This window comes from Pseudobutyrivibrio sp. OR37 (genome assembly GCF_900113655.1).
In the GTDB taxonomy this organism is placed as follows: Bacteria; Bacillota; Clostridia; order Lachnospirales; family Lachnospiraceae; genus Pseudobutyrivibrio.
Genome location: NZ_FOQF01000039.1, coordinates 1 through 25,861, shown reverse-complemented (window position 1 = coordinate 25,861; position 25,861 = coordinate 1). Strand labels below are relative to the sequence as shown.

Here is a 25,861-nt window from a genome sequence, read left to right as displayed (position 1 = left end):
AGATATCTACGATATGCTCTGTTTAACGCCACTATCTTTGTCTGCCATTGGGATCCGACGTTCAATGCTTACCTTGCCAGAAAGCGTGCTGAAGGAAAGCATTATTATGTTGCCGTATCTCATGCCACGAAGAAGCTCGTGCGACTGATATATCAGCTTGAGAAAACTCGTCAGTCATACAACAAAGCCGTTTAACTAATTCCATACAAATCTTTTTTAATGAGCATCTCAGATGATGCTCTATTTGTCATGCAGTTTTCAAGGTACTGATTACGATGAAAAGCCATCGTCGCTCTATTTAAAACATTTCTGTTTCAAATCATTTTTTATTGACAATCTTTAATAGTTAGTCTTTTGTTGGAGAAAATATTATCTGATTACTGTGCACTTTGAAATATCTAGTTTAGATTATTTTTTAGGGGTCAGTTTACAGAAATGTGTAATTAGCTTTTGCATTTTAAGTAATCTTTTTAGCAGAATCTAATCCAAGATGAAGTATAATAGATTTATATTTGAGAGGATTTTTATTTATGGGAGATTTTTCAATAGAGAAAATTACTTATGAAGATTGTGGCCTTTGCGGCCAACCTTATGCTCCAGATGAAGATAAACAAAGAAAAGGATTTCAAATATTTAGAGGACTTGACCTTAGAGGAAAAGCACGAATTACATCCATTGAATTCTATGAGAATTTTCATAATTACGTTAGATACAATCTGTCTAATGAATATTATGTAGAGGCCTATGATACTGAAGACAATAGAGAATTCTGGTTATGTAGGACATATGCTGATAAGAAGTATATGCTTATATCTTTTGATAAGGATGATGATATAAAAGAGTACGGGCTATTTGAAGAAGAATTTTTTTATATTACTCAATACAACATTGAATATATTTTAAAGCTTTCTGAAGACCTTGAATGGATATTTATAGATAACGATTTTTATTTGACAAGCAAATTGCTCGAAAAAAAGAATAAATACATATATTTAGTATAGAGGGTCTTCGGCCCCTCTTTTATATATAAGTGGATAGAAGTATACAGTGACATCTATGTATCCACAGTTAAATGTGTTCAAATTATTCAAAACGAGCTGTCTTATTATATATATTGATAATAATATATTGTTTTCGACAATTGCAAGACAATGGTATAATTATTCTGTCTAATTATAAACGGAGGATACGGAATATGATAACAATTGCCTTGGATGAAGCAGGAGTATTTGAAGAGTCTCAGAAAGATAATACCAATGATAGTTTAACAACACTTATTGGTGGAATTTTCTTCGACGACAAAGGAGACGAATGCGAGTTTGACAATGAAAAGAAACGAATAGAGGCTTACTATAGATCGGTTATAGATTCTGTCAACAAACAGTTTCCAGAATTACATGCATCATATCCGATGGATCTCCACTCTAGAAATGGGAAAAATAATCATAAGGTTAGAAATGTTAAGAAGAAAGTGTCAGAGACACTTCCTGGCTTTTTGCAGGACGGGTTATATGAAGGAAATGCACTAATATATGAAAACCAAGAATTACCAGAGAGAACTGGAAAATATATTATATGTGCAGTAGTCAAGAGTTCAAAAGGAAAAACTGATTTATTGAATCGTGAGTTGGGAGAGTTCTTTAGGGATGATGTCGCCTCCAACATGTATTATCACGTGGCATCTGATGTAGTTGAACATCTAATCTTCCATAATCCTTTATATCCTAACATTGGAAAATTGAATTTAGACATTGCTACAAGACAAAGCAGTCTATTAGACCAGGAGAAGTCAGAGAAATATGAAGAATTTGGGTATACAAGGAATAATCGAGATGATTTGGAAGAAGGTATAAAGCAATATTCTTTGATGAACTCCGATGTTTTTAGAACAATTCTAACTGAACAGATGCTTAATGAACCGAAGAAAGATATTAGTATAAGTTCGTATAAAGTGCGTTCAATTAGTTATTATCCTAATAAAAAAAGTAAGGACCATGTATTTTTATATATGGCAGATACCATTTGTTCATTTCTCACAAGGAATATTGGGGAAGATGATGTAGTAGAAGTTCGAAAGAGAGCGCAGAAACTTATTAATCAAAAAAATCTTATTTTTGCATATGATGAGGTAGATTTATATTTCAAACGTGCATGGCAGGCAATGGAGATTAAGGAATATTATGATGCACTTAGAGAAATATATACAATCTCAACTATGGACACGCCTGAGGCAAAGTTATATCAAGAATATTGGATAAGATATATAAAGGAAAAGATACAAAAGGAAACTTTGGAGGATGTTAAAGATGGAAGATTGCCTTATGCGTTTTCTGAAGCACTAGATGAGCTTAGAAGTGCGTATATGACTAATGCTTTAAATCCAGCAAGAGAGGAATTTATCTATAGTGTTCTATCACAGTCAAAGAAAGCTCTTGAAGAAGATATTAGATATTCAAAGCTACTATATTATATTAACGATATTGGTGTATTGATAAACTGTCACAAAGGTAATTTAAAAGATGCCGAACCATATTTCGAAAACTGTGAGAAATATGCTGGCTCTGTTGATTTGGAGGAATATACTCGAACAAGAAATCGATATACAAATACATTGCTCGATTATTTTGAATATGAGAAGGCAATTGGAGTAATCAGAGTCACACTGGATTTGCTTGGAGGACTTTATAATCTCTCAAGACAAAAGCTTGGAAGAAGTAGGCTTTGCTTTGGAAAAACTGAATATGTAAAAACGCTTAGTCAAGCTGGTCAAACTGCTGCTTTCTTGAGAGATAATGAGGCATTAGGTTTTTTTGATGAATCGCTAGCGCTAATGGAAGATAATCTTGCTAATAAAAAAATAACTCAGTCATACCGCCTACATTATCTAATAGATGCAGGCGAAAAAGAGTTATATATTGATGGAATGAAGGAGTATTGTGGAGATGTCATTATGCCCTCTGAGCAACTAATTGCGCTAAAAGAAATGGGACATAGAGGAGATGTTAATCCAAGTTTTGCATTATATCTGTTTTTAAAGGGAGCGTATTTCTTCTATTCTAAAGATGAGTTAGAGAATGTTTGGCGTGAGATACTTGATTATGAGAAATCTATTGATATTGGGCGAAAATCATCACATCCTTGGGAGTTAATCTATAAATACCTTGGATTAATTTCATTAAGGATTGGAAAAATGGAGCAGGCAAAACAGTATAGTAAACTGATTCTTAAGTCGATTGAAATCAAGGATGAATCACTAGTAGCAGCAATAGCATTATTTGCAGAGGCTGAATTGACAGATGCTATGGGAGATGGAGCTCTTGCAGGTAATAAATATACAAAGTTATATGAAAAGTTGGAAAAGAACTTTCCATTATTTAATCCTGATTGTGTTAAGCAATATAAATCTAAGGATAAGAAAGAGTATATGAAAAAGAGATTTAGTTATATGTACAATTAGCTTAATCAGAGGAGGTCATAATGAAATTTTCAAAGGAATCGCACAGAAAAACTGCTGTTGGTGTAACAGAATCAAATGGAATAATTGGTCTATTATACAAGGATCCTTTAAATGAAAAGGAAAAAATAGAGGATGTTGTTAATCAGCGTGCGAATAGTACAAAAAGATTATTTAATCTTTTTGGTACAGAAGCAACAAGTAAGGATATATCAAGGGCATCAAAGGATTTAGCAAAGGTTGTAAATAAAGCGATTGGAAATTTAAAAGGCAATAAAAAGTTCAATAAAAAAGAACAGATAACAAAAGGACTTAATACAAAAATAATAGTTGAGGAACTTAAAAATGTTCTCAAAGATGAAAAAAAGCTTATTGTTAACAAGGATATCATTGATGAGGCATGTTCAAGACTATTAAAAACCAGTTTTAGAACAGCAAAAACCAAGCAGGCAGTAAAAATGATTTTAACTGCTGTTTTAATTGAGAATACAAATCTATCAAAAGAAGACGAGGCTTTTGTTCATGAATATTTTGTTAAAAAATTGGTAAACGAATATAACAAGACCTCTGTAAAAAAACAAATTCCTGTTGCTCTTAGCAATCAGAATATGGTTATTCAACCTAATAGTGTTAATGGTACGCTTGAGATTTCTGAAACTAAAAAGAGTAAAGAAACAAAAACAACCGAAAAAGATGCATTTAGAGCATTTCTTAGAGATTACGCCACTCTTGATGAAAACAGACGCCACAAAATGAGATTGTGTCTACGAAACCTAGTAAATTTATATTTTTATGGAGAAACTTCAGTTTCTAAGGATGATTTTGATGAGTGGAGAGATCATGAGGATAAGAAGCAGAATGATGAGTTGTTTGTCAAAAAAATTGTTTCTATTAAAACTGACAGGAAAGGTAATGTTAAGGAAGTATTAGATGTCGATGCAACTATAGATGCTATAAGGACAAATAATATAGCATGCTACAGACGTGCTCTAGCGTATGCTAATGAGAATCCAGATGTTTTCTTTTCTGACACCATGCTTAATAAGTTTTGGATTCATCATGTAGAAAATGAAGTAGAAAGAATATATGGACATATAAACAATAATACAGGTGATTATAAATACCAGCTTGGTTATTTAAGTGAAAAAGTATGGAAGGGTATTATCAACTATCTAAGTATTAAATATATTGCAGAAGGCAAAGCTGTATATAACTATGCCATGAATGCATTGGCAAAGGATAATAATAGCAATGCATTTGGCAAACTAGATGAGAAATTTGTAAATGGTATTACGTCTTTTGAATATGAACGAATCAAGGCAGAGGAGACTCTGCAACGTGAGTGTGCCGTAAATATAGCATTTGCAGCCAATCACTTGGCTAATGCTACGGTAGATTTAAATGAAAAGGATTCAGATTTTTTACTACTTAAACACGAAGATAACAAGGACACATTGGGCGCAGTTGCAAGGCCTAATATACTTAGAAATATTTTACAATTTTTTGGAGGGAAGTCTCGCTGGAATGATTTCGATTTTAGTGGGATAGACGAAATACAATTACTAGATGATTTGAGGAAAATGATTTATTCCTTAAGAAATTCTTCTTTCCATTTTAAAACAGAAAATATTGATAACGATTCATGGAATACAAAACTAATAGGGGATATGTTTGCCTATGACTTCAACATGGCAGGAAATGTTCAAAAAGACAAGATGTACTCTAACAATGTGCCAATGTTTTATTCTACTTCCGATATAGAAAAAATGCTGGACCGATTATACGCAGAGGTTCATGAAAGAGCATCTCAGGTGCCTTCATTTAATAGTGTGTTTGTACGAAAGAATTTCCCAGATTATCTGAAGAATGATTTAAAAATAACATCAGCTTTTGGAGTGGATGATGCTTTGAAATGGCAAAGCGCTGTTTATTATGTATGTAAGGAAATTTATTACAATGATTTCCTTCAGAATCCTGAAACTTTCACCATGCTTAAAGATTATGTTCAGTGCCTGCCGATTGATATTGATAAGTCTATGGATCAAAAGCTTAAATCAGAGAGAAATGCTCATAAGAATTTTAAGGAAGCCTTTGCTACATATTGCAAGGAATGCGATTCTCTGTCAGCTATATGCCAAATGATTATGACAGAATACAATAATCAAAATAAAGGCAATCGTAAAGTAATTTCTGCTAGAACAAAAGATGGTGACAAATTAATCTATAAGCATTATAAGATGATTTTGTTTGAGGCTCTCAAAAACGTATTTACGATTTATTTGGAGAAAAATATAAATACCTACGGTTTTTTAAAGAAGCCTAAACTTATAAATAATGTGCCTGCAATCGAGGAATTTTTGCCAAACTATAATGGAAGACAATATGAAACCTTGGTAAATAGAATAACTGAAGAAACTGAACTGCAGAAGTGGTATATCGTCGGAAGATTACTAAATCCTAAACAGGTGAATCAGTTGATAGGCAATTTTAGAAGTTATGTTCAATATGTTAATGATGTCGCAAGACGAGCAAAGCAAACAGGAAATAATCTTTCAAATGATAATATTGCTTGGGATGTGAAGAATATAATACAAATATTTGATGTATGCACAAAACTAAATGGAGTTACTTCAAATATTTTAGAAGATTATTTTGATGATGGTGACGATTATGCCAGATATCTGAAAAACTTTGTTGATTATACAAATAAAAATAACGACCATTCTGCCACATTATTAGGAGATTTTTGTGCAAAAGAAATAGATGGGATAAAGATTGGAATTTATCATGACGGCACAAACCCAATAGTGAACAGAAATATAATCCAATGTAAATTGTATGGTGCAACAGGAATTATCTCTGATTTGACCAAGGATGGAAGCATACTATCTGTGGATTATGAAATAATAAAAAAATATATGCAAATGCAGAAAGAGATAAAAGTCTATCAGCAGAAGGGTATATGTAAGACCAAGGAAGAACAACAAAATCTCAAAAAATATCAGGAATTAAAAAATATTGTTGAACTTAGAAACATAATTGATTATTCAGAAATCTTAGATGAACTTCAGGGACAACTGATAAATTGGGGATACCTACGTGAGCGTGATTTGATGTATTTCCAATTAGGCTTCCATTATCTATGCTTACATAATGAAAGTAAAAAACCTGTAGGGTATAACAATGCTGGTGATATTTCTGGCGCTGTTTTATATCAGATTGTTGCAATGTATACTAATGGACTGTCGCTCATAGATGCAAATGGCAAATCAAAAAAGAATGCTAAAGCATCTGCTGGAGCTAAGGTTGGTTCATTCTGCAGTTATTCAAAGGAAATAAGAGGTGTGGATAAAGATACAAAGGAAGATGACGATCCAATTTATTTGGCAGGAGTAGAATTGTTTGAAAATATAAATGAGCATCAGCAATGTATAAATCTAAGGAATTATATTGAGCATTTCCATTATTATGCTAAACATGACAGGAGCATGCTTGATTTATACAGTGAAGTGTTTGACAGATTCTTTACATATGATATGAAATATACAAAGAATGTTCCTAATATGATGTATAATATACTGCTTCAACATCTAGTGGTACCTGCGTTTGAGTTTGGTTCATCAGAAAAAAGGTTAGACGATAACGATGAACAAACGAAACCACGTGCAATGTTTACTTTACGGGAGAAAAATGGTCTTTCTTCTGAGCAGTTTACATATAGGTTGGGTGACGGAAATTCAACCGTAAAACTATCTGCTAGAGGTGATGACTATCTCAGAGCAGTGGCATCCTTACTATATTATCCTGATAGAGCACCAGAGGGATTAATTAGGGATGCTGAGGCAGAAGATAAGTTTGCAAAGATTAACCACTCTAATCCAAAGTCAGATAACAGAAATAACCGTGGAAATTTTAAAAATCCAAAAGTTCAATGGTATAATAATAAAACAAAGAGGAAATAGTAATTAACATAGATGCGCTAGATAGGGGGTGTTTTTAAATTTTTTATGACATATTTATGCATTCAGCCATAGAAAGACTAAAATCAGTTACTCTAAATATGATATAATAAATTCTCAGAATGACTGAGGAGAAATGAAAATAGCCCGACACAGCGGGCAATCACGAGAATTTTTAATGATAATCGATAACAGGCGAAGTCACTATCAAAGGTAAAGAGAAATGAAAAAAGCCCAACACAGCGGGCAATCACTTTAAAGAGTTGAAAGAATTCCTTCAATTTCTCTAAGGCCTGTAACGAGAAATGAAAAAAGCCCGACACAGCGGGCAATCACTGAATGGCAAGATATTATTTGATGCGAAGGAGAAATGAAAAAAGCCCGCCATAGCGGGCTTTAGATATATGATTATTTGACAGCATCCTATTTGTTCATATTTTTCAAAACGTCCTGTAGTACTATTTCCCCATAAACAAAAACTTCATATGGCCAGCTGAATCTGAATGGATTCAACTTCTAAAAAGCCTATGAGGTATAATGATGTTGATGTGAAGCTAATTGGGGGAGAACACAAGAATTATGGAGGAGAAAACATGGCTTATAAATATGAATTCCAATTTGTGAATCATGGTTTAACTAAAGAACATCAAACTAGTGTAAATAATGAAATTTGGTTAGATGTAGGATCCTCCGTAGAATTAGGGGTATTTGATCATCACGATACTAATAATAAATATAAAAGTACGGTAGATTTGTTGTTTAGAGAGTTAGATTTATTAGAAAAGACAAGTGTATTTCTTGATAAGACACAGCCTGTTAGAGTTATAGTCCATAAAAATCCGGATACAGATGCGTTGTTTTCTATTTTTTTGGTGCAATGTTTTTTGGATAGAGGAAGAGAAGCCTTTGAAAAAAGATTCCTGGAAACGAAGCTTGGAGAAATTGTTCGTAACTACGTCAACGATATAGATGGTGGTAAGAATAAGTGTATTAGTCACCTTACCCTATATAATTTGATTTGTAATATTGATTTAAGTGAGGTTAGAGAGCAATTTGGTAGCTTAGAAGGTTTTGCACTATATAACAAAGAAGTTGAAATCGCAGTTTCATGGATAAAAAAGGCGGTAAACCTAGTGGAAGAAAGAATGAATACTAGCGAACCGTTTGATTTATATAAAATGACATTTCCGTATGATAAGGAGGATGTTGTTGCAGAGGCTATTGAGAAAGTAACCACAGGATACCAAGAGAGTTACAATAGAGATAAAATCGAAAATAAACTTGTTTTTGAAGATATATCTATATGGACAAAAGATGGAGAGATAGAGACTGTTAAAGCTGCAATATGGAATACAATTCCTTCTTGCCAGAGTACTGGCTATATTTATGCACGTGAGGAGGGAGCGGTTTTAACTTTTGTTCCACACAATGAATCAATTAATGGGGCACGAATCTCAATTAATCCGGACATAGAGGGGGCTATAGATAAATACTCTTTAAGAGAGCTTGCCGAGATGTATGAGCAATTAGAGCAAATTAAGGATAAAGAGTTGTTTGAAAAAGAAGGACGACTTCGAAGAGATTATAGCTGTCCACGAGGGAATGGAAATAGTGGTATCTTTTTAATGAAGCCTTTTTCATTAACTCGTGATCCTTGGTATGTTTCTTCTAATGGCGATATGGTAGATGCTCCTGGTGGTGGCACGTTAATATCTTATAACGAGCAAATTGAAATATTAGAAAATATCACCAAAATGGTTAAAAAATCATTTCTTGTCAAATATGATTTAAAGCCAATCGGTGAAAGCTTGTATTCCAGTGTAGACCGGGTTAGTGACGGAGCAGAAAGTCTACTTAAATGGACATCAAAACTAAGAAATATATTGAATGATAAAAAAGATAATACATACCCTTTAGTAATTGCAGAAGTTGATGCTGCACTAATTTCCCATAACAATTATATTTTAGATGCATATTTCATGGGACTATCTGATGGCGGTTATCTAGATGCTGATGATAAAAATGTCTTACGATTAGATTATCGCACACACCTGTATGTAAATCAGAGTCATGCCGTTTTATTTATAGCCACTTCAAGCGAAACAAGTAATGCTGTACAAATGGATGGAATGTTAGATTGGACTGATACAAAATCTGTAAAGGTAAGCTGTATAGTTGGTTTATTTGATAAGATTCTGTATCAGCGAGAAAGGCTGAAAGAGATTGGACGATTTCTTCGAGAATTTGAGAAGAACGAACGAGAGGTTAGTAATAAGAATAGTGAATTAATAAAACTCTTAGCCAAAGCTCAAGCGGATGAGTGTATAGACTCACAGATTGAGATAGATACTTATAAGTTTGTATATGAGGTGTTGAATGTATCCTCTCTTCGTGAAAATGTTCGAGAGACCACGGCTTTGGTATCAGAGCATACCAAGGAGAGGGTATACAATAATTTGAATCTAATATCAGTATACGCGATACCATTTATATTGCTATCTACATTGTTTCAAATCGGACTCATTGAATTTAAACCGATTTTCTCTATAGGAGAGGACTATATTTATAACCTCATTGCGTGGATAGTATTCCTTTTAATTACCATCGTTGTAACGTTTGTTATTCGTAGAGGTAAAAAGTAAAAAGGAGAAATATCATGATTTACATGACCGGAGATTGGATTTATACAGTCACTTTATGTGGCTGTATTTTTTTTGAAAATTTTTTTTATTTTTTTTAGGGTTTAACATTTCACAAGAGAATAAGTATGTGTAATCAAAAATAAATAAAAAAATCATTTATTGAAAAGGAGAGAAAATTATGAGTACAAACACAACAAATTATAGCGCATGGGGAAAGTTAAACGTATTTTTAGGAGCAGTTACAGGCATAGGGTTATTATTATTTTACGTAGCAGCAAGTGATGGAGACCTTGGCTCAAATCCAGAGTATTTCCTATTCTTGTTAGCAGCAATTGCATCAGGTATTATTTTATTCATAAGAAACAGAAAGCTAGACAGTATGGTAGCCACAATCGGTTTTACATTACTTCTTACAGTGCTTGGTGCATTTCTTTATTTAGTTGCATTCTTACAATGGGGAATGAGCTTTGTTTGGGGTGGTGAGTATCATTCATTCTTCGGAATGATTGACGCATGGACATCAGGTAGAAATTATTCAGGAAGTGGAGAATATATCAATAATCCTGGAATGAGCAATGTTACAACAAATCAGAATACAGGTAGTGTTCAACCAACAGAAGAGTTTACAAAGTACGAGGATTCAAAGGCCCAGATGATTGGTTATGCAAGTGCAGCAGATTACCAGAATCGTACAGGCTTCAATGGACATAACATCTATCCAGATGACAATATGTAATCAAGGAAGTCAATCTTGCAGGGGAAAGGAAATCCCCTGCAAGAACAGTTACTTTATTAACAAAACGGAGGATTATCCAATGGCAAAGGTGATGTTTTTAGACAATGTATTATATGAAGGCGAGGATGCAGAGGAATTATTTCCAAAGCTAAAAAAGGAGATATTAGATGCTTGCAATTTTATAAGATATGACATTCTCACAACATATTTCAAACGCCCGGGGGATTCAGATGAAGACTACTACGAGAATTTAAAGCAGTTGAATCCAGAATTGAGAGATATGCTAGAATGCATAAGACAATTGACTGGCGACCCTGAGGCTTACTACGTATTTATGTCGCCAAGTGAGAGTGGAATAATGCTTTATTATCATAGTAATGGTAAGTTAGAATTTACATCAATTGCAAAGATTGGCATTGAACTAGAATATGATGTCACCTACAAATTTAAGAAAAGAACTTTAAGACTAGAAAAGGATGAGCCTGTGGATATGGAAATAATGAAGGCAGGAATGCTAGGACTCATGGTAGGTGATGCCCTAGGTGTGCCAGTAGAATTCATGACTCGAGAGGAAATAGCCTTTCGTGAGAATGGTCCTGTGACAGATTTGGAGAGCGGTGGCGCCCACAACATGCCGGCAGGAACATGGTCGGATGACAGCAGCATGGTCCTTGCCACTCTTGATAGCATCAGAGAAAAAGGTGGCATCGACTTGACTGACATAATGGATAAGTTCGTCCTTTGGAACTATAAGGGAGAATATACTCCGGATGGATTCACTTATGACGTAGGAAATACTTGTGATGAAGCCATAATGAATTACAAGAAAAACAAAGATGTAACAACTTGTGGCAGAACAGGTGAATATGCAAATGGGAATGGAGCCTTGATGAGAATTCTTCCCGTATCAGTATATTGGGCGAATAGACAAATGAATTCAAAAAAAGATATCACGGAGGATGCAATCGATAGCATAGAGCAGGTTGGGGCACTGACACACAACCATCTTAGAAGCGGCATTGCATGTGGCATTCATTATTTCATAACCAAAAACATTTTAACCTATAAAGGTAAGCTTAAACTTAATGAAATCATTCAAAAAGCCATTGATGAAGCCTTTGATTTCTATAGTAACGACGAGGCACACAACGCAGAATTGGTATTTTACGAGGAATTATCCGAAATAGATGAACTTCGTAAATACGATAGTGAAAAGATAGTTGGTTCAGGCTATGTAGTGGAGTCTCTCATTGCAGCAGTGTGGTGTTTAGTTACTACAAACAGCTACAGAGAATGCGTACTAAAGGCTGTTAATCTCGGGGATGATGCAGACACGACTGCTGCTATAGCAGGAGGGCTAGCAGGACTTTACTACGGATATACGATGGGAACCTATGGCGGTAAACAAACTATACCAGATTCATGGATGGCAAAACTTAGAGGCAAGAATATTATTAAGAGAATATTGAATATTTGAGGTGAAAAGGGAGGTAAAGATATGTCAAAAGAAACAGATAAGATTTATAAGGAAGCAAAAGAATATAAAGAGAAATTATTGCGAGAATCTGGTGGGTTAAAAAAGTGGGACACAATGAATGAAGATACAGCGGTTCGAGTTGTAGGATTCCGCAGAACTATGGACTGGGCAGACGGAATGGGAGATTTTGAGGTCCACTGTAGAATGCAGGATTCGTTTTGGGTAGCAGTAAATAGATATCGAGAAATGAGTAAGAAAGGGTACGATGAATATGTAGTTAGCGCGATTCTTGGGCTGGGTTGTGTTTTTGATGTTAGATTTGATGGAATCCACGTTGATGATGAGTACAAAGAATTGGTTCATTATGATGAGGTAGATATTTCTGATTTAGAATTTGAAGACATGAGTAAATATAGAACAGAAGTATTTTAGCAGAAGGAGGAGGAAAGATGGCAGGCGTGAATGAAATCACTGCTGACACTTTGGTTACAATTAATGGTACTCCAGACTTGGTGGAAGAGTGGAGAGATTGGAAGGTTACATGTCCTTTGTCCCAGAGTTTGGAAGTGGCTCTTAACAGATGGCGAGAAATGATTCCTGATGGCGAGAAATACGCAGAATATAAAATTTGGACTAATAGGTGGAATATTTTTGAAATAGAACCTTGGGGAATCAAAATAGATAGAAGACTGAAAAAACTATTGCGATATGATGAACTTGATTTTAGCGATATAGAATTTGAACTAGAGCCTCTTTTGAATAGAAAATACAATGAATACAGAGGTGATAAACGAGGTGGCATTGCCAATGCAACTTATATCGACGAAGATTTATTTCATATGATTTTAGATGAAAGTTATGAGAGCTATAAATCAGGTAAGATATTCAATGCAGAGGAAGAATTTGCAAAAATAATGGCGAAAATGCCTGAGGACTTTCCAAATCCGCCAACGGTTACAGGAATATCTAATGTTTTCTTGACAGACTATGCAATAATTGATGCAAAAGGTCTTACAAGAATAGGAAAATACAGACCTGGAGATGGCCATGGTGTAAAGGAATTCAGTACGGTTGCACTCACAATTCTTGATATTGAGAAATTGCATGCGTTTGATGATTTGTTTTATTGTGAACCAGAACATTCTAGAGGGATTTACCGTAGAATCATCAATGACTATATGATTTGCTACATCGTTGAAGATGATAAATTCATTGTGCTGGATATATTTATGGGCATGCTTGGCCATAAGGATAATATGATTGAGCTGTGGGGGGATGATAAGAAAAAGCCTAGGATAATTGATTGGATATAGGACAAAATGCAGTCACAATTGTGGCTGCATTTGTGATTTTAATGGAGGGAAAATGAGAATGTTGTCGGAAGAGGAAATCCAAGAGAAGCTGCAAAATGCAGATAAATTTACTCAAAGCGAGAAGATAGCTTTTATTATTGAGGCGGCAGAGTCTGGGAATATTGATGCAATGCATACACTTGGAGTTATGTACGAGGAAGGCCGATGGGTTCCGTACGATGAGATAGAGGCTACCAAGTGGTATTTAAAAGCAGCACAGCAGGGACATCCAATAGCTCAAAAGGACATGGGGTATCGATATCTCAACGGTGAAGGTGTGGAGGTTAGTTATGAAAAGTCCCTTAAATGGCTAAAGGAAGCCAAGAAAAACGGCTATGATGACAGCGAAGATTCCATCGAAATTAATAGCTTGATTGAAGGGATTAGTGATTTGATAGAAAAGCTGAAAAATGAGGAAAAAAAGATTGATTAACAAGTGTCCATAAACGCCCAGAAGTATTGAATTTACTAAGGTGTGTATGATAAAGTGATATTATAATTGTGCGTATATTTTCAAATGATAAATAGTGATAAACGCTATTGCATTAAAAGTGCAGAAAGAGGAAATAAATGTATTCAGAGTTATTGAGAAAATATGGAATTGATTCACAGCTTGAACCAGAGAAAATAGTTGATTTATTAACTGGGGAGCAAAATAGAAAACAGGATATTATAGATAATATAGACGATGAAAATCGTATTGCTAGGGTAAAAAAAGAAATGTCGGATATTGATGACGCTATAGCATATTATCTTAGCAATAAAGCACCTGAGGTAACAGGTATTTCTAGAACAGTTAATGCTAATACTACGTCGGCTTCATCTGAAAAAGCTGAAGTTGTAGAAGAAGAACAACCTCAAAAGAAAAATGAAGACGAAATGGATTTAGAGGAATATGAAAAAAATCCACCAGAAGACCCTAAGCTTCAAAATAAAATAGCTTGGGAATACTACAAGTGCAAGGATTATAAAAAATCTGCAGAGTGGGCACAAAAGGCTGCGGATAATGGTAAAGCTGGTGCTATGGAACTTTTGGCAAATTATTGGTACTGCGGTTACGGTGTTTTTGAGCCAAATATGGAAAAAGGGACTGAATACCTTAGTGAGTATTATAAGACGTGGAAAAGCAATTTAGCTAAAAGAAAAAAGGAATTATATGAGGAAGCTCACGAAAAAAAGATGTCTATGGAAGAGGCAGATGACTATGTATATAGCGATGAGACCGTAATTGAATGGTCGAGGTATCTAGCAGCTGAACTAAGATTTGGATATCCGCTTTTGCAGGATAAAGGTACGATTCTGAAATTTGTAGATACCGTAGAAGTGGGAATGCTTTTGCGCCCACTTGTAAAGCGAAATAATCCACGCGCGATGGTTATCTGGGGAAATGTTATGTTTCAGGGTGATCTTTCGTCGTTTGGTATCGACTGGTATATTAAAGATGGTAGGAGTGGATTATCACAATTAGAAGGTGTGAATTTGTTAAAGCAGGCTGCTGAATTAGGAGAGAAAGAGCCAACGGTTTGGTTGCAGCGAATCTATTATTGGAATCCTGAAAATAGATTTCCATCTGAGAAATATCTAGTTGAGAATAGCCACATGGCAACTTCAATTTATTGGTTATTGACAGGTTTGGAGCGAGGAGCAAGATTTGATGATAAAGCTTCCGTGGAGCAAATAGAAAATATTAAGAAAAAATATAGATTAGACTACTACACAGGAATATTAGCAAAATACAATATCTCAAAAAATCAGTCTGATTCTGATATTTATAACGCATTGCTTAAAGTAAAAAAGCAAAAAGAGCATATGATATTAGAAACAAAGGAAATGTCTGAAAAAGCGTCTATTTCTAGAATTATAGGTTTTCTTGATGACGCATTATCCTACTATGTACCTTCTGAAAAGGTTGATTTGAGTGATGCAGAGTTTTTAGAACCAAAAGGCAGTAATGCAAATCAAGGTATGACATATGAAGATGCTTTAAGATTTCTAGCCTCAGAAGAGGAGGACTATCAAGAATATGGCCTGGAGTGGTTAGTGAAGCTTGCTGATCAAGGAGATATGCACTCATTGGCAAAGCTTGGTGATATGTATTACATGGGAAACCGTGTACCAAAGGATATAGATAAAGCCTTTTCGTATCTCAAAAAAGCAGCAGAAGCAGGACATATTCCATCTCAGTTTACCCTGGCATTTATGTATAACAAGGGTGAAGGAACTGAAATAGATAGTGAAGAATATGCTTATTGGATGAAACAGGCAGCACTTGGCGGTGAGCCTACAGCAATGTTAAATACAGGCTGGAATTACATTAATGGATATGGACTATGTCGTGATCCTAAAAAAGGTATTGACTGGTTAGAAAAATCTGCTGAAAACAATGAACCAAGAGCCATGACTGCCTTGGGAGAATGCTACTACAGGGGAATCGGCGTATCACGAGATCTCTACAAGGCTAAAGAGTGGTTAGAAAAGGCTATAAATCAAGGAGATAAAAAAGACGCTGAGCCATTTCTTAATGAAGTAAAAAGAGAATTAAATATTAATGATGCTTTAAGACGTGGTTTTTAAAATAATTAATTTTTGAGGTTGAGGATGAATATTGGAATAGATTTAGGTACTACTTATTCAGTGGCTGCCTATGTGGATGAAAATGAAAATGCAAAGGTAATACCTAATTCAGACGGTGATTATTCGACACCATCTGTTGTGTTATTTGATGATGATGAAATCGTTGTTGGAAAGGAAGCTAAGGAGAGCTTTGTCCTTTGGCCACAGAAGGTTAGACGAGATGTTAAAAGATCTATGGGTAAAAACAAAGTAATCATCGAGAATAATGGCACAAAGTATACACCAGAGGCTGTATCTGCACTTATCATTCAAAAGATTGTACAGGATGCCGAAGAAGCCTTGGGTGAAGAGGTTACTGGTGTGGTTATTACTGTACCTGCATACTTCAAGGACGCCAAAAGAAAAGCAACACAGCAGGCGGCTGAGATGGCAGGAGTTAATCTCATCACAATGATTAATGAGCCTACTGCAGCAGCAATCGCATATGTAAAAGCTCATGATATTCGAAATGAAAAAATCATGATTTATGATTTGGGAGGCGGTACCTTTGATGTAACTATTCTACATGTTAACGAGCAGCAGAAAATGCGCGTTATTTGTTCCGGCGGTGTTAACGAAGCTGGTGGAAGACTCTTTGACCAAAAAATTATAGATTATGTTGTTCAATACATGATTGACAATCATGATATAGATATGCTTGATGATGAATATCAGGATGATTTGCAGGAATTAACTAACAATGCCGAGGATGCAAAAATCCGTTTGAGCAAACGTAAATCTGTTCCAATTAATATGAAAATTGGAGATGTAAAGGCACAAATTACTATTACTAAGGAACAGTTTGAGGGATTTATCCAGGCTATATACCTACGCACAGAGAATAAAATAGGTGAAGTTCTTAAAGATGGCGGCCTAGAAAAGAGCGATATAGATAGAATTTTAATGGTTGGTGGTTCCAGCCGAATTCCTTATATCCGCGAGAGGATAGCAGAATATATGGGAATGGAGCCTTCAAAGGATATTCATCCAGACGAAGCAGTAGCACTTGGTGCTGCTATAGCTTGCAAGCTCCATGAGGAAAATCCAGATTATTTTGTGGATGCTTGTTCCCACAGTATTGGTGTTGCTGTTACTAACGATGATGGCAGACTTGAAAATGAAATTATCATACCAAAGAATAGCTCACTTCCAGTAGCTGGCGAAAAAGTCTTTGGTGCAATGGCTGATGGACAGCGTAAATTCGAAATTACTATTACTGAGGGTGAGGACATTGAAATAGAAAATGTTACTGAAATCGGAACTGTAATGGTAAACATCCCTAGTGAAATAGCTGTTAGAAAACATGAACCTGTTGTAATTGAAATTAATCTAGATGAGACACAGTTGGTATATATAAAGATTAAATTGCCAGAACACGATTTTGAAGAGAATCATTATCTCAAGCGCAAGGCGAATCTAGAAGAAGAACAGGTAATAGAATATACAGGTATACTTAAAAATTTGAAAGTAAGGTAGGACTTCCTTAATGAAAAAGAGCGAAGTAAGTAAATATTTATCTGAAAAAAAGTATGAGGAGTTAATTCCTCTTCTAGAAGCAGAATTGGATAGCGACAATGAGTATGTGATGTATGCCCTATGTAGATGTTACTGTACTGTTGGAAATGAAAAAGCAGCGCGAAGATTGGCTAAGCGCTGCAAATTTGTATACCCTGGCGGAGACTATATTGATGAAATAGAGGCAATTCTAGAGGATTCATCTAATGGTGTTTATAAGGATGAAGTTAAGTCAGCTCCAAAGCCAACTACAAATATATCTAGTTCAGTAAACACTATTTCTTCAGTTGTTAGGGACAATTCTGCACCAAAACAAGAAACAAAGGAACCTACAAAGGAAGCGCCAAAGAAAGCAGAAACAAAACAGGAAGCTTCATTGACTGAAGCTTTTGCTTCAGTATCTAAAAAGAAGACTCAAAGAAAAATTGCCCGTAGTGTTAATGAAAGCTTTAAAGACCATGGCATTGAAGGCATGGAGGGACCAAAGCAAAAGCTAGACGTATTCTTCAAACATTTCCGTACTCAAAGAGAACGTGAAAATGAGTTGAATTTTAAAACTGACACTATAAAATCAACTAACTTTATTATTTCAGGTGGTAGAGGAAGTGGAAAAACAGAATTAGCTAACCTTATAGCTAATCTATTGTCAGATTTAGGTATCAGAGGTACAAGTGATTGCTTCGAGGTTTCTGCGAGAAAATTGAACGAAGTATATTGTAATGATCATGAAAATGGAATTTCAGACTTTTTCCATAATAACGACGATGACACTATCATAATAGATAATATTCAAAACATATTAGATGATGACGACGATAACAACACTGCAATGGCTGGTTTATTTGAGGCCCTTCGTGAATATATGAAGACTGCCAATTCGTCTATTATCATTACAGGAACAGATGCTGCTGTAACTAAAATGTTGCTTATAGATGAAGATTTACGAGATTATATGTATGACGTCATAGAGATTGGTTCTTATACACCAGAGGAGCTATTAAACATCACAAAAAAATATGCTGCAGCTCAGCAATACTTTATCGATGATAATGATCCAAAGACCGACATATTGCTTCTTAAAAAATTAACTATTATGTCGAAAAATCCTGATTTTATGAATGGCATCGCTGTAATAAGAATGGTAGATGATGCTATCAAGAAAAGAGCCACTAGATATCAGGACGGCGAGGATGACGATGATACAGCATTATATTCACTTACAGCAGAGGACTTTTCAGATGATTTAGACAGTGAAAGCATAGAAGAACTATTAGCTCAGCTTGATTCTATGATTGGTCTTACAGGTGTTAAAAAGAGAATTAGGCAATTGGTTCTAAACCTGCAGTATGATATGAAAAATGAAGCGGCTGGCATTAAAAGTAAAAAAAGTAAGGGGCGTTCTATGCATATGCTCTTTGCAGGAGCTCCTGGTACAGGAAAAACTACCATTGTGGAATTAGTAGGAAAGATTTATAAACAGCTTGGATTATTGCCAAATGGTGACAAGGTAGTAGTGAAAAGTAGGGGTAATCTAGTAGGTGTCCACGCAGGCGAAACTGCCCACAATGTAAGAGAAAGCTTTAAAGAAGCTGAAGGTAGTATTTTATTCCTTGATGAAGCCTATGGGTTATATACAGGTGAGAATGACACATTTGGAATGGAAGCAATAAATGAGATTGTTGACCAAATGGAAAAATGCAAGGATACAGTTATGCTGGTTCTTGCTGGATATAAAGACAAAATGGAAGAGTTCTTTAGGACTAATGATGGCTGGGCTAGCCGATTCGGAGAACAAAATACCATTTATTTTGAGGATTATACCCTAGAGGAAATGGCTGCTATTTTTGAGAAGAAGGTAATAGGAGACGAAAAAATATTATCTGAAGATGCAAAGAAAGCAGTATTGCCATTGCTAGAGGTAAAATCTAAAGTTCCTAATTTTGGAAATGCCAGAGGTGTTGAAAATGTCTTCAATTTAGTTTGCGAAGAGATGATTAATAGAGTAAATGAAGAAGACCCTGAGGGTGAAGCACGAATCACTATCACTCGAGAGGATATTGAGAAAGTCTCTGGACGCAAGGGTGAGAATGAGAAAACATTAGATGAATTACTAGATGAATTGCAGTCTTTAACAGGTTTGGCCTCAGCAAAGCAGGTGATTTTTGAAATAATTAGTAGCGTCAAGGTCAAGAAGGTAGAAAAAGAATTAGGACTTAGTAAAAAGGAGAACTTCGGCAATTTAAATCTTGTATTCAAAGGAAGTGCAGGAACAGGTAAGACTACTGTAGCCAGACTGCTGGGAGATATATACGCAAAGCTTGGAGTACTTAAGAAAAATGTCTTAATTCAAGTAGGAAGAAAAGACATAGTAAGTGATCATGTTGGCGGTACTGCTAAAGCCGTTACGAAATACTTGGATATGGCTGATGGAGGTATCCTATTTATCGACGAAGCATATAGTTTGGTAGATGGCAATCAAGGAGGTTTTGGCCAAGAGGCAATTAATACATTAGTAGATGAAATAGATAAAAGAAGAGATCGCCTCATGGTAATAATGGCAGGCTATGAAAAGGATATGGAGAAGTTTTTAAATGCCAATGAGGGATTAGCCAGCAGATTCCCAAAAGATGTATTTTTTGAAGATTATACAAATGAAGAGCTTGTTAGTATTTTTAAACAAATGATAGCCCAAGCAGGGGAAAATGTTCCTTACAAGCTAGAGGCTGGTATTACTGATGAGATGATAGAAAAAGTTATCAAGGCTAAGAAGTCGGAGGCAAAAAAACTAAGTAGAAACTTCGGTAATGCTCGAGGAGTTAGAAACATAGTAGAGGCAGTAATTAGAAAAGCGAAAGTTAGAATTGAAGAGCTTATGAATCAGGGAGTTACAATGACTGCTGATATTTTGAGAACTATTGTTGAATCAGATTTAGATATTTAGGAGAAAAATTATGGAAGCAGTTAACACACTAGCTAAAAATAAAACAAAGACCGCAGCAGAGGCTGGGGTGCAAGAAAAAAAGACTTTTGCGCCTTTAAAAGCTGCAGTAAAAAGTACACCTTCAGAGATTGAAAATGATAGAAAAGAACTTAAATTTCCTAGAAGCAGAAAATATATCAAAGCTATTACTAGAACAAAGGATGCTACTTGGACTAAAAATGATATAGAAGAATCTACGGAAGAAGTAGTAGAGGCACTAGAAGATGCTGATACTGAATCCATGACAATGCTAAAAGAGCAGATGAAGTATGTGCCTCTTCCAAACAGAATGCTTGGCATATTGTCTGAGTGCGGTATTACAGGATGTATCATTCATTCAATTGATATCTATGGAAATATTATTGAGCACTATCGCAGTGTTGCTGAGATACCAGAGGATATTAGAGAAGGATACCTTAAATGGGACCAGCATCCAGGTCGTACCATGGTCGAAATATATACTCACACATTATGCTTTGTTTATGATGATGGCTCTGTTGAGATGGAGGACAGAAAAAACATTTAAAAATTTTTGATGTTTTTTAGGGTTTGGCATTTTCCGGTGGAATAATATAGTAAATGATAATTATTCAGGAGGAGTTGAATATGGTTGAAAACATTATTTCGCTGGTAAGTAAATATTTAGAGGAAAATGATATTAAGTCTCAGCAGATTGCTGAGAGAACTCTTATAACTAGGTGGAAAATAGAAAGTGGCCACATCGATGTGTATCTTCATTTTGATGAAGAAGGCCACATGGTTAGAGTTGTTGGCACGAATTTCCTTGATGTAGAAGAACAGTACTGGGATTGTTTCTATGAACTCATAAATGATTTGAATGAATCTAATCTATTTGTAACTATTGTTCTTGATAAAAAAGAGCAGCAGATTAGGATCGAGTATGAACATTTAATAAATGAGGAAACATGTGCAGATATTTGTTTCAATCTCATGATGCAAATTACTAGAGTCGCAGAAAAGATTTACCCAGTATTTATGAAAACTATCTGGGGTGGAACCACATTTACAGTATAGGAGGTTCATAATGAGTGAAGATTTAAATAAAGATACCATTGTGACAGTCAGAGGTTTTCCTGAACCGATGACAAATGCAATAGATTATATGGAAGATTGTCCGCTGAGTGAAAGCTATAAGAAAGCTGTCGAACGTTACCATGCTGCCATAGACGGTGGAGATTATGATTACCTTTATCAGGTTACGGTATGCTATGGATTTGACGTTTTGATGAGTATTACTGGTACGTCTCATGAGGATATGGACATAAAATTGGATCATCCTATTTTTCATGAGGAAGGTTTTCAGGAGGAAGGAATATGTCAATGGTAGTAGTTGAAGGAGAGTATCATGAATCTGAATATGCTCCACCAAGGGAGAATTATGAAACTGTGATAGTAACTGCAGTTGATGGCAGACAGATAAAAAAGACTAGAAAACTGTATTTAGGAATAGATGGCCGAATACTTAAGGCAGAAGAATGGATATATGAAATTGTTGATGAGAAGGGAGAAAAGAGTAGTATATGTTCGAAATATATGGAAAAGATGATGAAAAAGCTAATGAAAATGCTAACGAAGAAAAATCAGATCCAAGATTGATAGATAAAATAAATGAGGAATATCTTCGTATATGCGATAATCCTGAGGCTGATTTGACAGATTTATATAACATGCTAAAAAGATACTTATATCGAGTAGTAAAAGCCAATTTGAATTTTGAGACTCAGTCTTGGCTAAAGAAACAAGACGTTGAAGATGCACTTCAGGAAATACTTACATTTCTTCTAACTGATGGAATCAAAAAATGTAATCCTGAATTAATGAAATTCTCATCCTATTGTTACATGACAGCTAAAAGAAGGTCTATAAGTGCCTATAAAGACTTTCTTAGAGAAAAAGGTCTTGACGTACCAGATGAAATGAAGAGTACAAATGATGGAGGTGCTAATGATTCTTTAATGGATTCGACAGCCCTTTCAGATATATTAAAAGACACATACCATTCAAATCCTGAGCGCATATTTGTAAACCAACAGATGCGAAGGGAATATATGGAGCTGACAAAGAGCGCATTGGAAATCTTTATGAATCTAGATACAAAACCATACAAACTAGTAGGTTCGGGATATTCAATGTTTTTATCAAAAAAATATCCAACAAATAATAATGCAAATGATTTAACTTCCCCAACTTGGGCACTAGAGCAGCTTGAGGATGTTACAGTTAAAAGTGGCTCAAAGGACTTTATTAATGAATTAAATGATTGGGCACAATATTCCCAATTTCAGTGGGGCCCAGAATTTGATGAAAATATGAAAAAAGAGGAGTTTGGAAAGCCAATTTCTAGACTTGTTTTCGGTGACCATTTTGACAGAAAAGCCTTTGAAAACTGGGATAATTCAATTCGTAATAAACTTAAAAAGGAGCTTCACAGGAAAGAAGACAGAATTGGAGAAATGATAGATTGGGGGAAGAGCAATGGATAAACATTTAACCCTAGAAGAAATAGAATTATATGTTAGTGATAGTACAGATAATATCTCATGGCTAGATGAGGCTATTGACCATGTTGTGGATTGTCAGCTATGCCAAAAGAGAGTTTCAAAATATCTACAGATTGAACGTCTTTTTGAGGACGATGGAAAGATGCTTGCTGTTGGATTAGAAGAACTAGCTAATACTCCTGCACCGAGAATAACCGGTTTTTCTGTATACGGAGGTGAGTCTGGTCCTTATGTACCACCAGCTATTGATCCAAGATTCAAACCTGTAGATGAAAGACCTATTTATGGAGGTGTAGCTGCTTGCGCAAGCTCTGCACCGAGAATGCCTCAGGAAGAACCTAAAAAAGAGGAACCAAAGAAAGAGAGCTTCTTTGAAAAGTTATTTAGAAAATTTAAGAAGAAATAATTATATTTTTAGGGTTTAGCAAAAACTTCGAGAATAAGTATATATAAATAAATTTTCGGAGGATTAAAAAATGGAAAACAAAGAATTAATTAAAGAATTTATAGCTACTATCGAAGCAGACATGGAAGAAATGGGCTTCGAAGTTCATAACAACAACGATACCATGACTACTATTGAAATTGAGACAGATACAGTACCAGTTGATGTAGTTGTAGGCATTGTAGCTGAGGAGGATGGCTTTTTCGTTCACGTAGAAGGGGCTAATTTTTATGAACTTCCAGAAAAAATGTCTATGTCATTGTTCGTACTATTAAATGAGATGAATAGTGAATCAATTTTTGTAAAATACAGCACTAACTACGAACTCAATCAAGTAACTGTAGCTGCGGATGCAATGGTTTATGCTGATACATGTGTGAAAACATGTAGAAATTTGATTGCAAGAGTTGCTGCAGGGGCAGAGTATTGTTACCCAATACTACAAGCCTTTAAGTCTAAGAAGTAGAGAGTAAATAATGGGCCTGCACTTTAAAGTGCAGGCCCCGTTTTTTTATTTCGGTATTTACTTATTATTTAAAGTAGCGGTTAAGAAGACCCTCAAGTGCCTTGCCGTGTCTAGTCTCATCTAATTGAAAAGACTGCGCGGATATAAATCGAAATATATGCCGATATATGTTAAAATATAATAGAAAAGGAGGCGGATATTATGACTAATGCTGACGCATGGAATTATGCAATAGGTATGATTAAAGTAGACGGTCTAGAGCCAACTAAAGATTTTAAAGAATATATAGAAAAAGAAAAACGTGGTGAAGTAACAATGGAGGATGCAAAGCGTTTTTTAGATAAGAAATATAAGATGAAGGAGTCCACAAATGCGTGATCCATATCTTTATGAGGACGTTCCTGTACTAAAAAATATTCTTGGTATAAAATCTCAAGAATTGCTGGATGAAGCTGAGGCTGATTATGTTGTATATCGATTAAAAGATGTAGCAATTAATCCGTTGCCGGGAGATTATCACACGGAACATTTTCTTAAGATGCATCAGGTTATCTTTCAAGATATATTTGATTGGGCGGGTTCGCCTCGAACTATTTCGATTTATAAAGAGGAAGATGTTTTAGGTGGACAATCTGTAGAGTATTCTGATCCGTTTGATATTGTTTCTGATATTCATTATGTATTGAAAGACATGAGAGAAAAAGAATGGGATGCATTTAATCAGGAAGAATTAGCAAATCAATTCTGCGATTCTTTAGCGGCATTGTGGAAAATTCATCCATTTAGAGAAGGAAATACTCGAACTACAATAACTTTTTGCTGTCAATTTATTGAAGCACAAGGAATAATGATTAATCGAAAGCTTTTTGAAGAAAATGCTGGCTATGTTAGAACTGCTCTTGTTGCATACAATGCATTCTTTTCTGATGGAAGTGATTTTAGCAAAAAAGAGTATTTATATAAAATTGTTTATGATGCTCTTTCTGAGCAATAATGTGAACGTTGCAAAAAGTGTCGTAGGATAGCACACCACTTCAGGCAGCTATCGCTAACAAGTAATCTGAGATTATTTGTAGAACTAACATAATTAGATTTTTAAATCCAGGTTTTCCGGTTTTGGAAGACCTGGATTTTTTCTAGGGGTGTGAGGCTATTTTTGTGTTCAAATTTGTCAACCTAATTAAATATTTAACTTCATGATGAGCAGTTTTATAGCAAAAAAATGTGAGGATAAGCCATAAAGTGCCCCATAAAATGTGATTTACTTCATTGATGTGCCTATTTTTTTGTGATAATATGTGCTTGGAGGTAAAGTAAATGTATTACAGACGAAAGATTGATGATTATTTAAGTAATTGGAAAGCGGATCCAGCGCATAAACCTCTTATAGTAAATGGGGCACGACAGATTGGTAAAACAGAATCAATCATGCATTTTGCTAAGGCTAATTATGAAAATGTTGTATATATAAATTTTGCTTTAGAGAAGAAATTCTCGCAAATACTTGCAGATGGATATGATGTTGCAAGTGTTATAAAGAATATATCATTGGCTGATCCATCTATAAAGTTTGTCCCTAACAAAACGGTTATCATTTTTGATGAAATTCAGGAAAACCCCGATGTTGCAACAACACTTAAATCATTTAAGATAGATGGTAATTATGACGTTATTTGTAGTGGTTCTATGCTAGGAATTAA

General features: G+C 35.1%; 22 protein-coding genes and 1 pseudogene. All 23 read left to right on the top strand.

The annotated features are described in order from the left end of the window. Positions 1 to 195 (top strand): annotated as a pseudogene (locus BM097_RS16560) (IS110 family transposase); the annotation flags it as partial. A 335-nt stretch (positions 196 to 530) separates the two neighbouring features. Continuing rightward, positions 531 to 1,001 carry a hypothetical protein gene (locus BM097_RS14360; protein ID WP_090551766.1) on the top strand — a complete coding sequence of 157 codons (471 nt, stop codon included), beginning with the start codon at positions 531 to 533 and terminating at the stop codon, positions 999 to 1,001. 194 nt (positions 1,002 to 1,195) lie between these two features. Continuing rightward, entirely contained in the window at positions 1,196 to 3,457 is a 2,262-nt protein-coding gene (locus BM097_RS14355) for a hypothetical protein (RefSeq protein WP_090551762.1), read from the top strand. 20 nt (positions 3,458 to 3,477) lie between these two features. Next, complete coding sequence (cas13a, locus tag BM097_RS14350; RefSeq protein WP_090551759.1) at positions 3,478 to 7,416, top strand: type VI-A CRISPR-associated RNA-guided ribonuclease Cas13a; 3,939 nt, start codon at positions 3,478 to 3,480, stop codon at positions 7,414 to 7,416. Positions 7,417 to 8,006: 590 nt separating this feature from the next. After that, positions 8,007 to 10,055, top strand: coding sequence for a hypothetical protein (locus BM097_RS14345; RefSeq protein WP_090551755.1), 2,049 nt, complete (start codon positions 8,007 to 8,009; stop codon positions 10,053 to 10,055). A 178-nt stretch (positions 10,056 to 10,233) separates the two neighbouring features. Next, positions 10,234 to 10,791 carry a DUF3159 domain-containing protein gene (locus BM097_RS14340; protein WP_090551751.1) on the top strand — a complete coding sequence of 186 codons (558 nt, stop codon included), beginning with the start codon at positions 10,234 to 10,236 and terminating at the stop codon, positions 10,789 to 10,791. 79 nt (positions 10,792 to 10,870) lie between these two features. Beyond that, positions 10,871 to 12,268, top strand: coding sequence for an ADP-ribosylglycohydrolase family protein (locus BM097_RS14335; protein ID WP_242944727.1), 1,398 nt, complete (start codon positions 10,871 to 10,873; stop codon positions 12,266 to 12,268). A gap of 21 nt (positions 12,269 to 12,289) precedes the next feature. Continuing rightward, the gene (locus tag BM097_RS14330; protein ID WP_090551748.1) at positions 12,290 to 12,700 is read left to right on the top strand and encodes a hypothetical protein; all 411 of its coding nucleotides are present in this window, start codon (positions 12,290 to 12,292) and stop codon (positions 12,698 to 12,700) included. A 17-nt stretch (positions 12,701 to 12,717) separates the two neighbouring features. After that, entirely contained in the window at positions 12,718 to 13,581 is an 864-nt protein-coding gene (locus tag BM097_RS14325) for a hypothetical protein (protein WP_090551746.1), read from the top strand. Between the two features lie 52 nt (positions 13,582 to 13,633). Next, positions 13,634 to 14,053 (top strand): tetratricopeptide repeat protein, encoded by a 420-nt coding sequence (locus BM097_RS14320; protein ID WP_090551742.1) that lies wholly within the window; start codon positions 13,634 to 13,636, stop codon positions 14,051 to 14,053. Between the two features lie 137 nt (positions 14,054 to 14,190). Continuing rightward, positions 14,191 to 16,194, top strand: a complete 2,004-nt coding sequence (locus tag BM097_RS14315; protein ID WP_090551737.1) for a tetratricopeptide repeat protein — start codon at positions 14,191 to 14,193, stop codon at positions 16,192 to 16,194. Between the two features lie 24 nt (positions 16,195 to 16,218). Beyond that, positions 16,219 to 17,709: an Hsp70 family protein gene (locus BM097_RS14310; RefSeq protein WP_090551734.1), complete on the top strand. Its 1,491-nt coding sequence runs from the start codon at positions 16,219 to 16,221 to the stop codon at positions 17,707 to 17,709. Between the two features lie 10 nt (positions 17,710 to 17,719). After that, on the top strand, positions 17,720 to 20,689 hold the full coding sequence (locus BM097_RS14305) for an AAA family ATPase (protein ID WP_090551730.1): 2,970 nt from the start codon (positions 17,720 to 17,722) through the stop codon (positions 20,687 to 20,689). Between the two features lie 10 nt (positions 20,690 to 20,699). Beyond that, complete coding sequence (locus BM097_RS14300) at positions 20,700 to 21,254, top strand: hypothetical protein (protein ID WP_090551726.1); 555 nt, start codon at positions 20,700 to 20,702, stop codon at positions 21,252 to 21,254. 80 nt (positions 21,255 to 21,334) lie between these two features. Next, positions 21,335 to 21,763, top strand: coding sequence for a YbjN domain-containing protein (locus BM097_RS14295; RefSeq protein WP_177197480.1), 429 nt, complete (start codon positions 21,335 to 21,337; stop codon positions 21,761 to 21,763). A gap of 10 nt (positions 21,764 to 21,773) precedes the next feature. Beyond that, complete coding sequence (locus BM097_RS14290) at positions 21,774 to 22,076, top strand: hypothetical protein (protein WP_090551718.1); 303 nt, start codon at positions 21,774 to 21,776, stop codon at positions 22,074 to 22,076. Next, positions 22,064 to 22,345: a hypothetical protein gene (locus tag BM097_RS14285; RefSeq protein ID WP_090551714.1), complete on the top strand. Its 282-nt coding sequence runs from the start codon at positions 22,064 to 22,066 to the stop codon at positions 22,343 to 22,345. The genes BM097_RS14290 and BM097_RS14285 overlap by 13 nt, the downstream gene beginning before the upstream one ends. Beyond that, positions 22,270 to 23,232, top strand: coding sequence for an RNA polymerase sigma factor (locus tag BM097_RS14280; protein ID WP_090551711.1), 963 nt, complete (start codon positions 22,270 to 22,272; stop codon positions 23,230 to 23,232). The genes BM097_RS14285 and BM097_RS14280 overlap by 76 nt, the downstream gene beginning before the upstream one ends. After that, a complete protein-coding gene (locus BM097_RS14275) occupies positions 23,225 to 23,656 on the top strand; it encodes a hypothetical protein (protein WP_090551707.1) in 432 nt (143 codons plus the stop codon). The genes BM097_RS14280 and BM097_RS14275 overlap by 8 nt, the downstream gene beginning before the upstream one ends. Before the next feature lie 70 nt (positions 23,657 to 23,726). Beyond that, positions 23,727 to 24,161 (top strand): hypothetical protein, encoded by a 435-nt coding sequence (locus tag BM097_RS14270; protein ID WP_090551702.1) that lies wholly within the window; start codon positions 23,727 to 23,729, stop codon positions 24,159 to 24,161. Between the two features lie 201 nt (positions 24,162 to 24,362). Continuing rightward, the gene (locus BM097_RS14265; protein WP_176757607.1) at positions 24,363 to 24,539 is read left to right on the top strand and encodes a hypothetical protein; all 177 of its coding nucleotides are present in this window, start codon (positions 24,363 to 24,365) and stop codon (positions 24,537 to 24,539) included. After that, entirely contained in the window at positions 24,532 to 25,155 is a 624-nt protein-coding gene (locus tag BM097_RS14260; protein ID WP_090551699.1) for a Fic/DOC family protein, read from the top strand. Before BM097_RS14265 ends, BM097_RS14260 begins: the two co-directional genes overlap by 8 nt. Positions 25,156 to 25,478: 323 nt before the next feature. Then, the coding region (locus BM097_RS14255) for an AAA family ATPase (RefSeq protein WP_177197479.1) at positions 25,479 to 25,861 on the top strand (383 nt) is incomplete at its 3' end.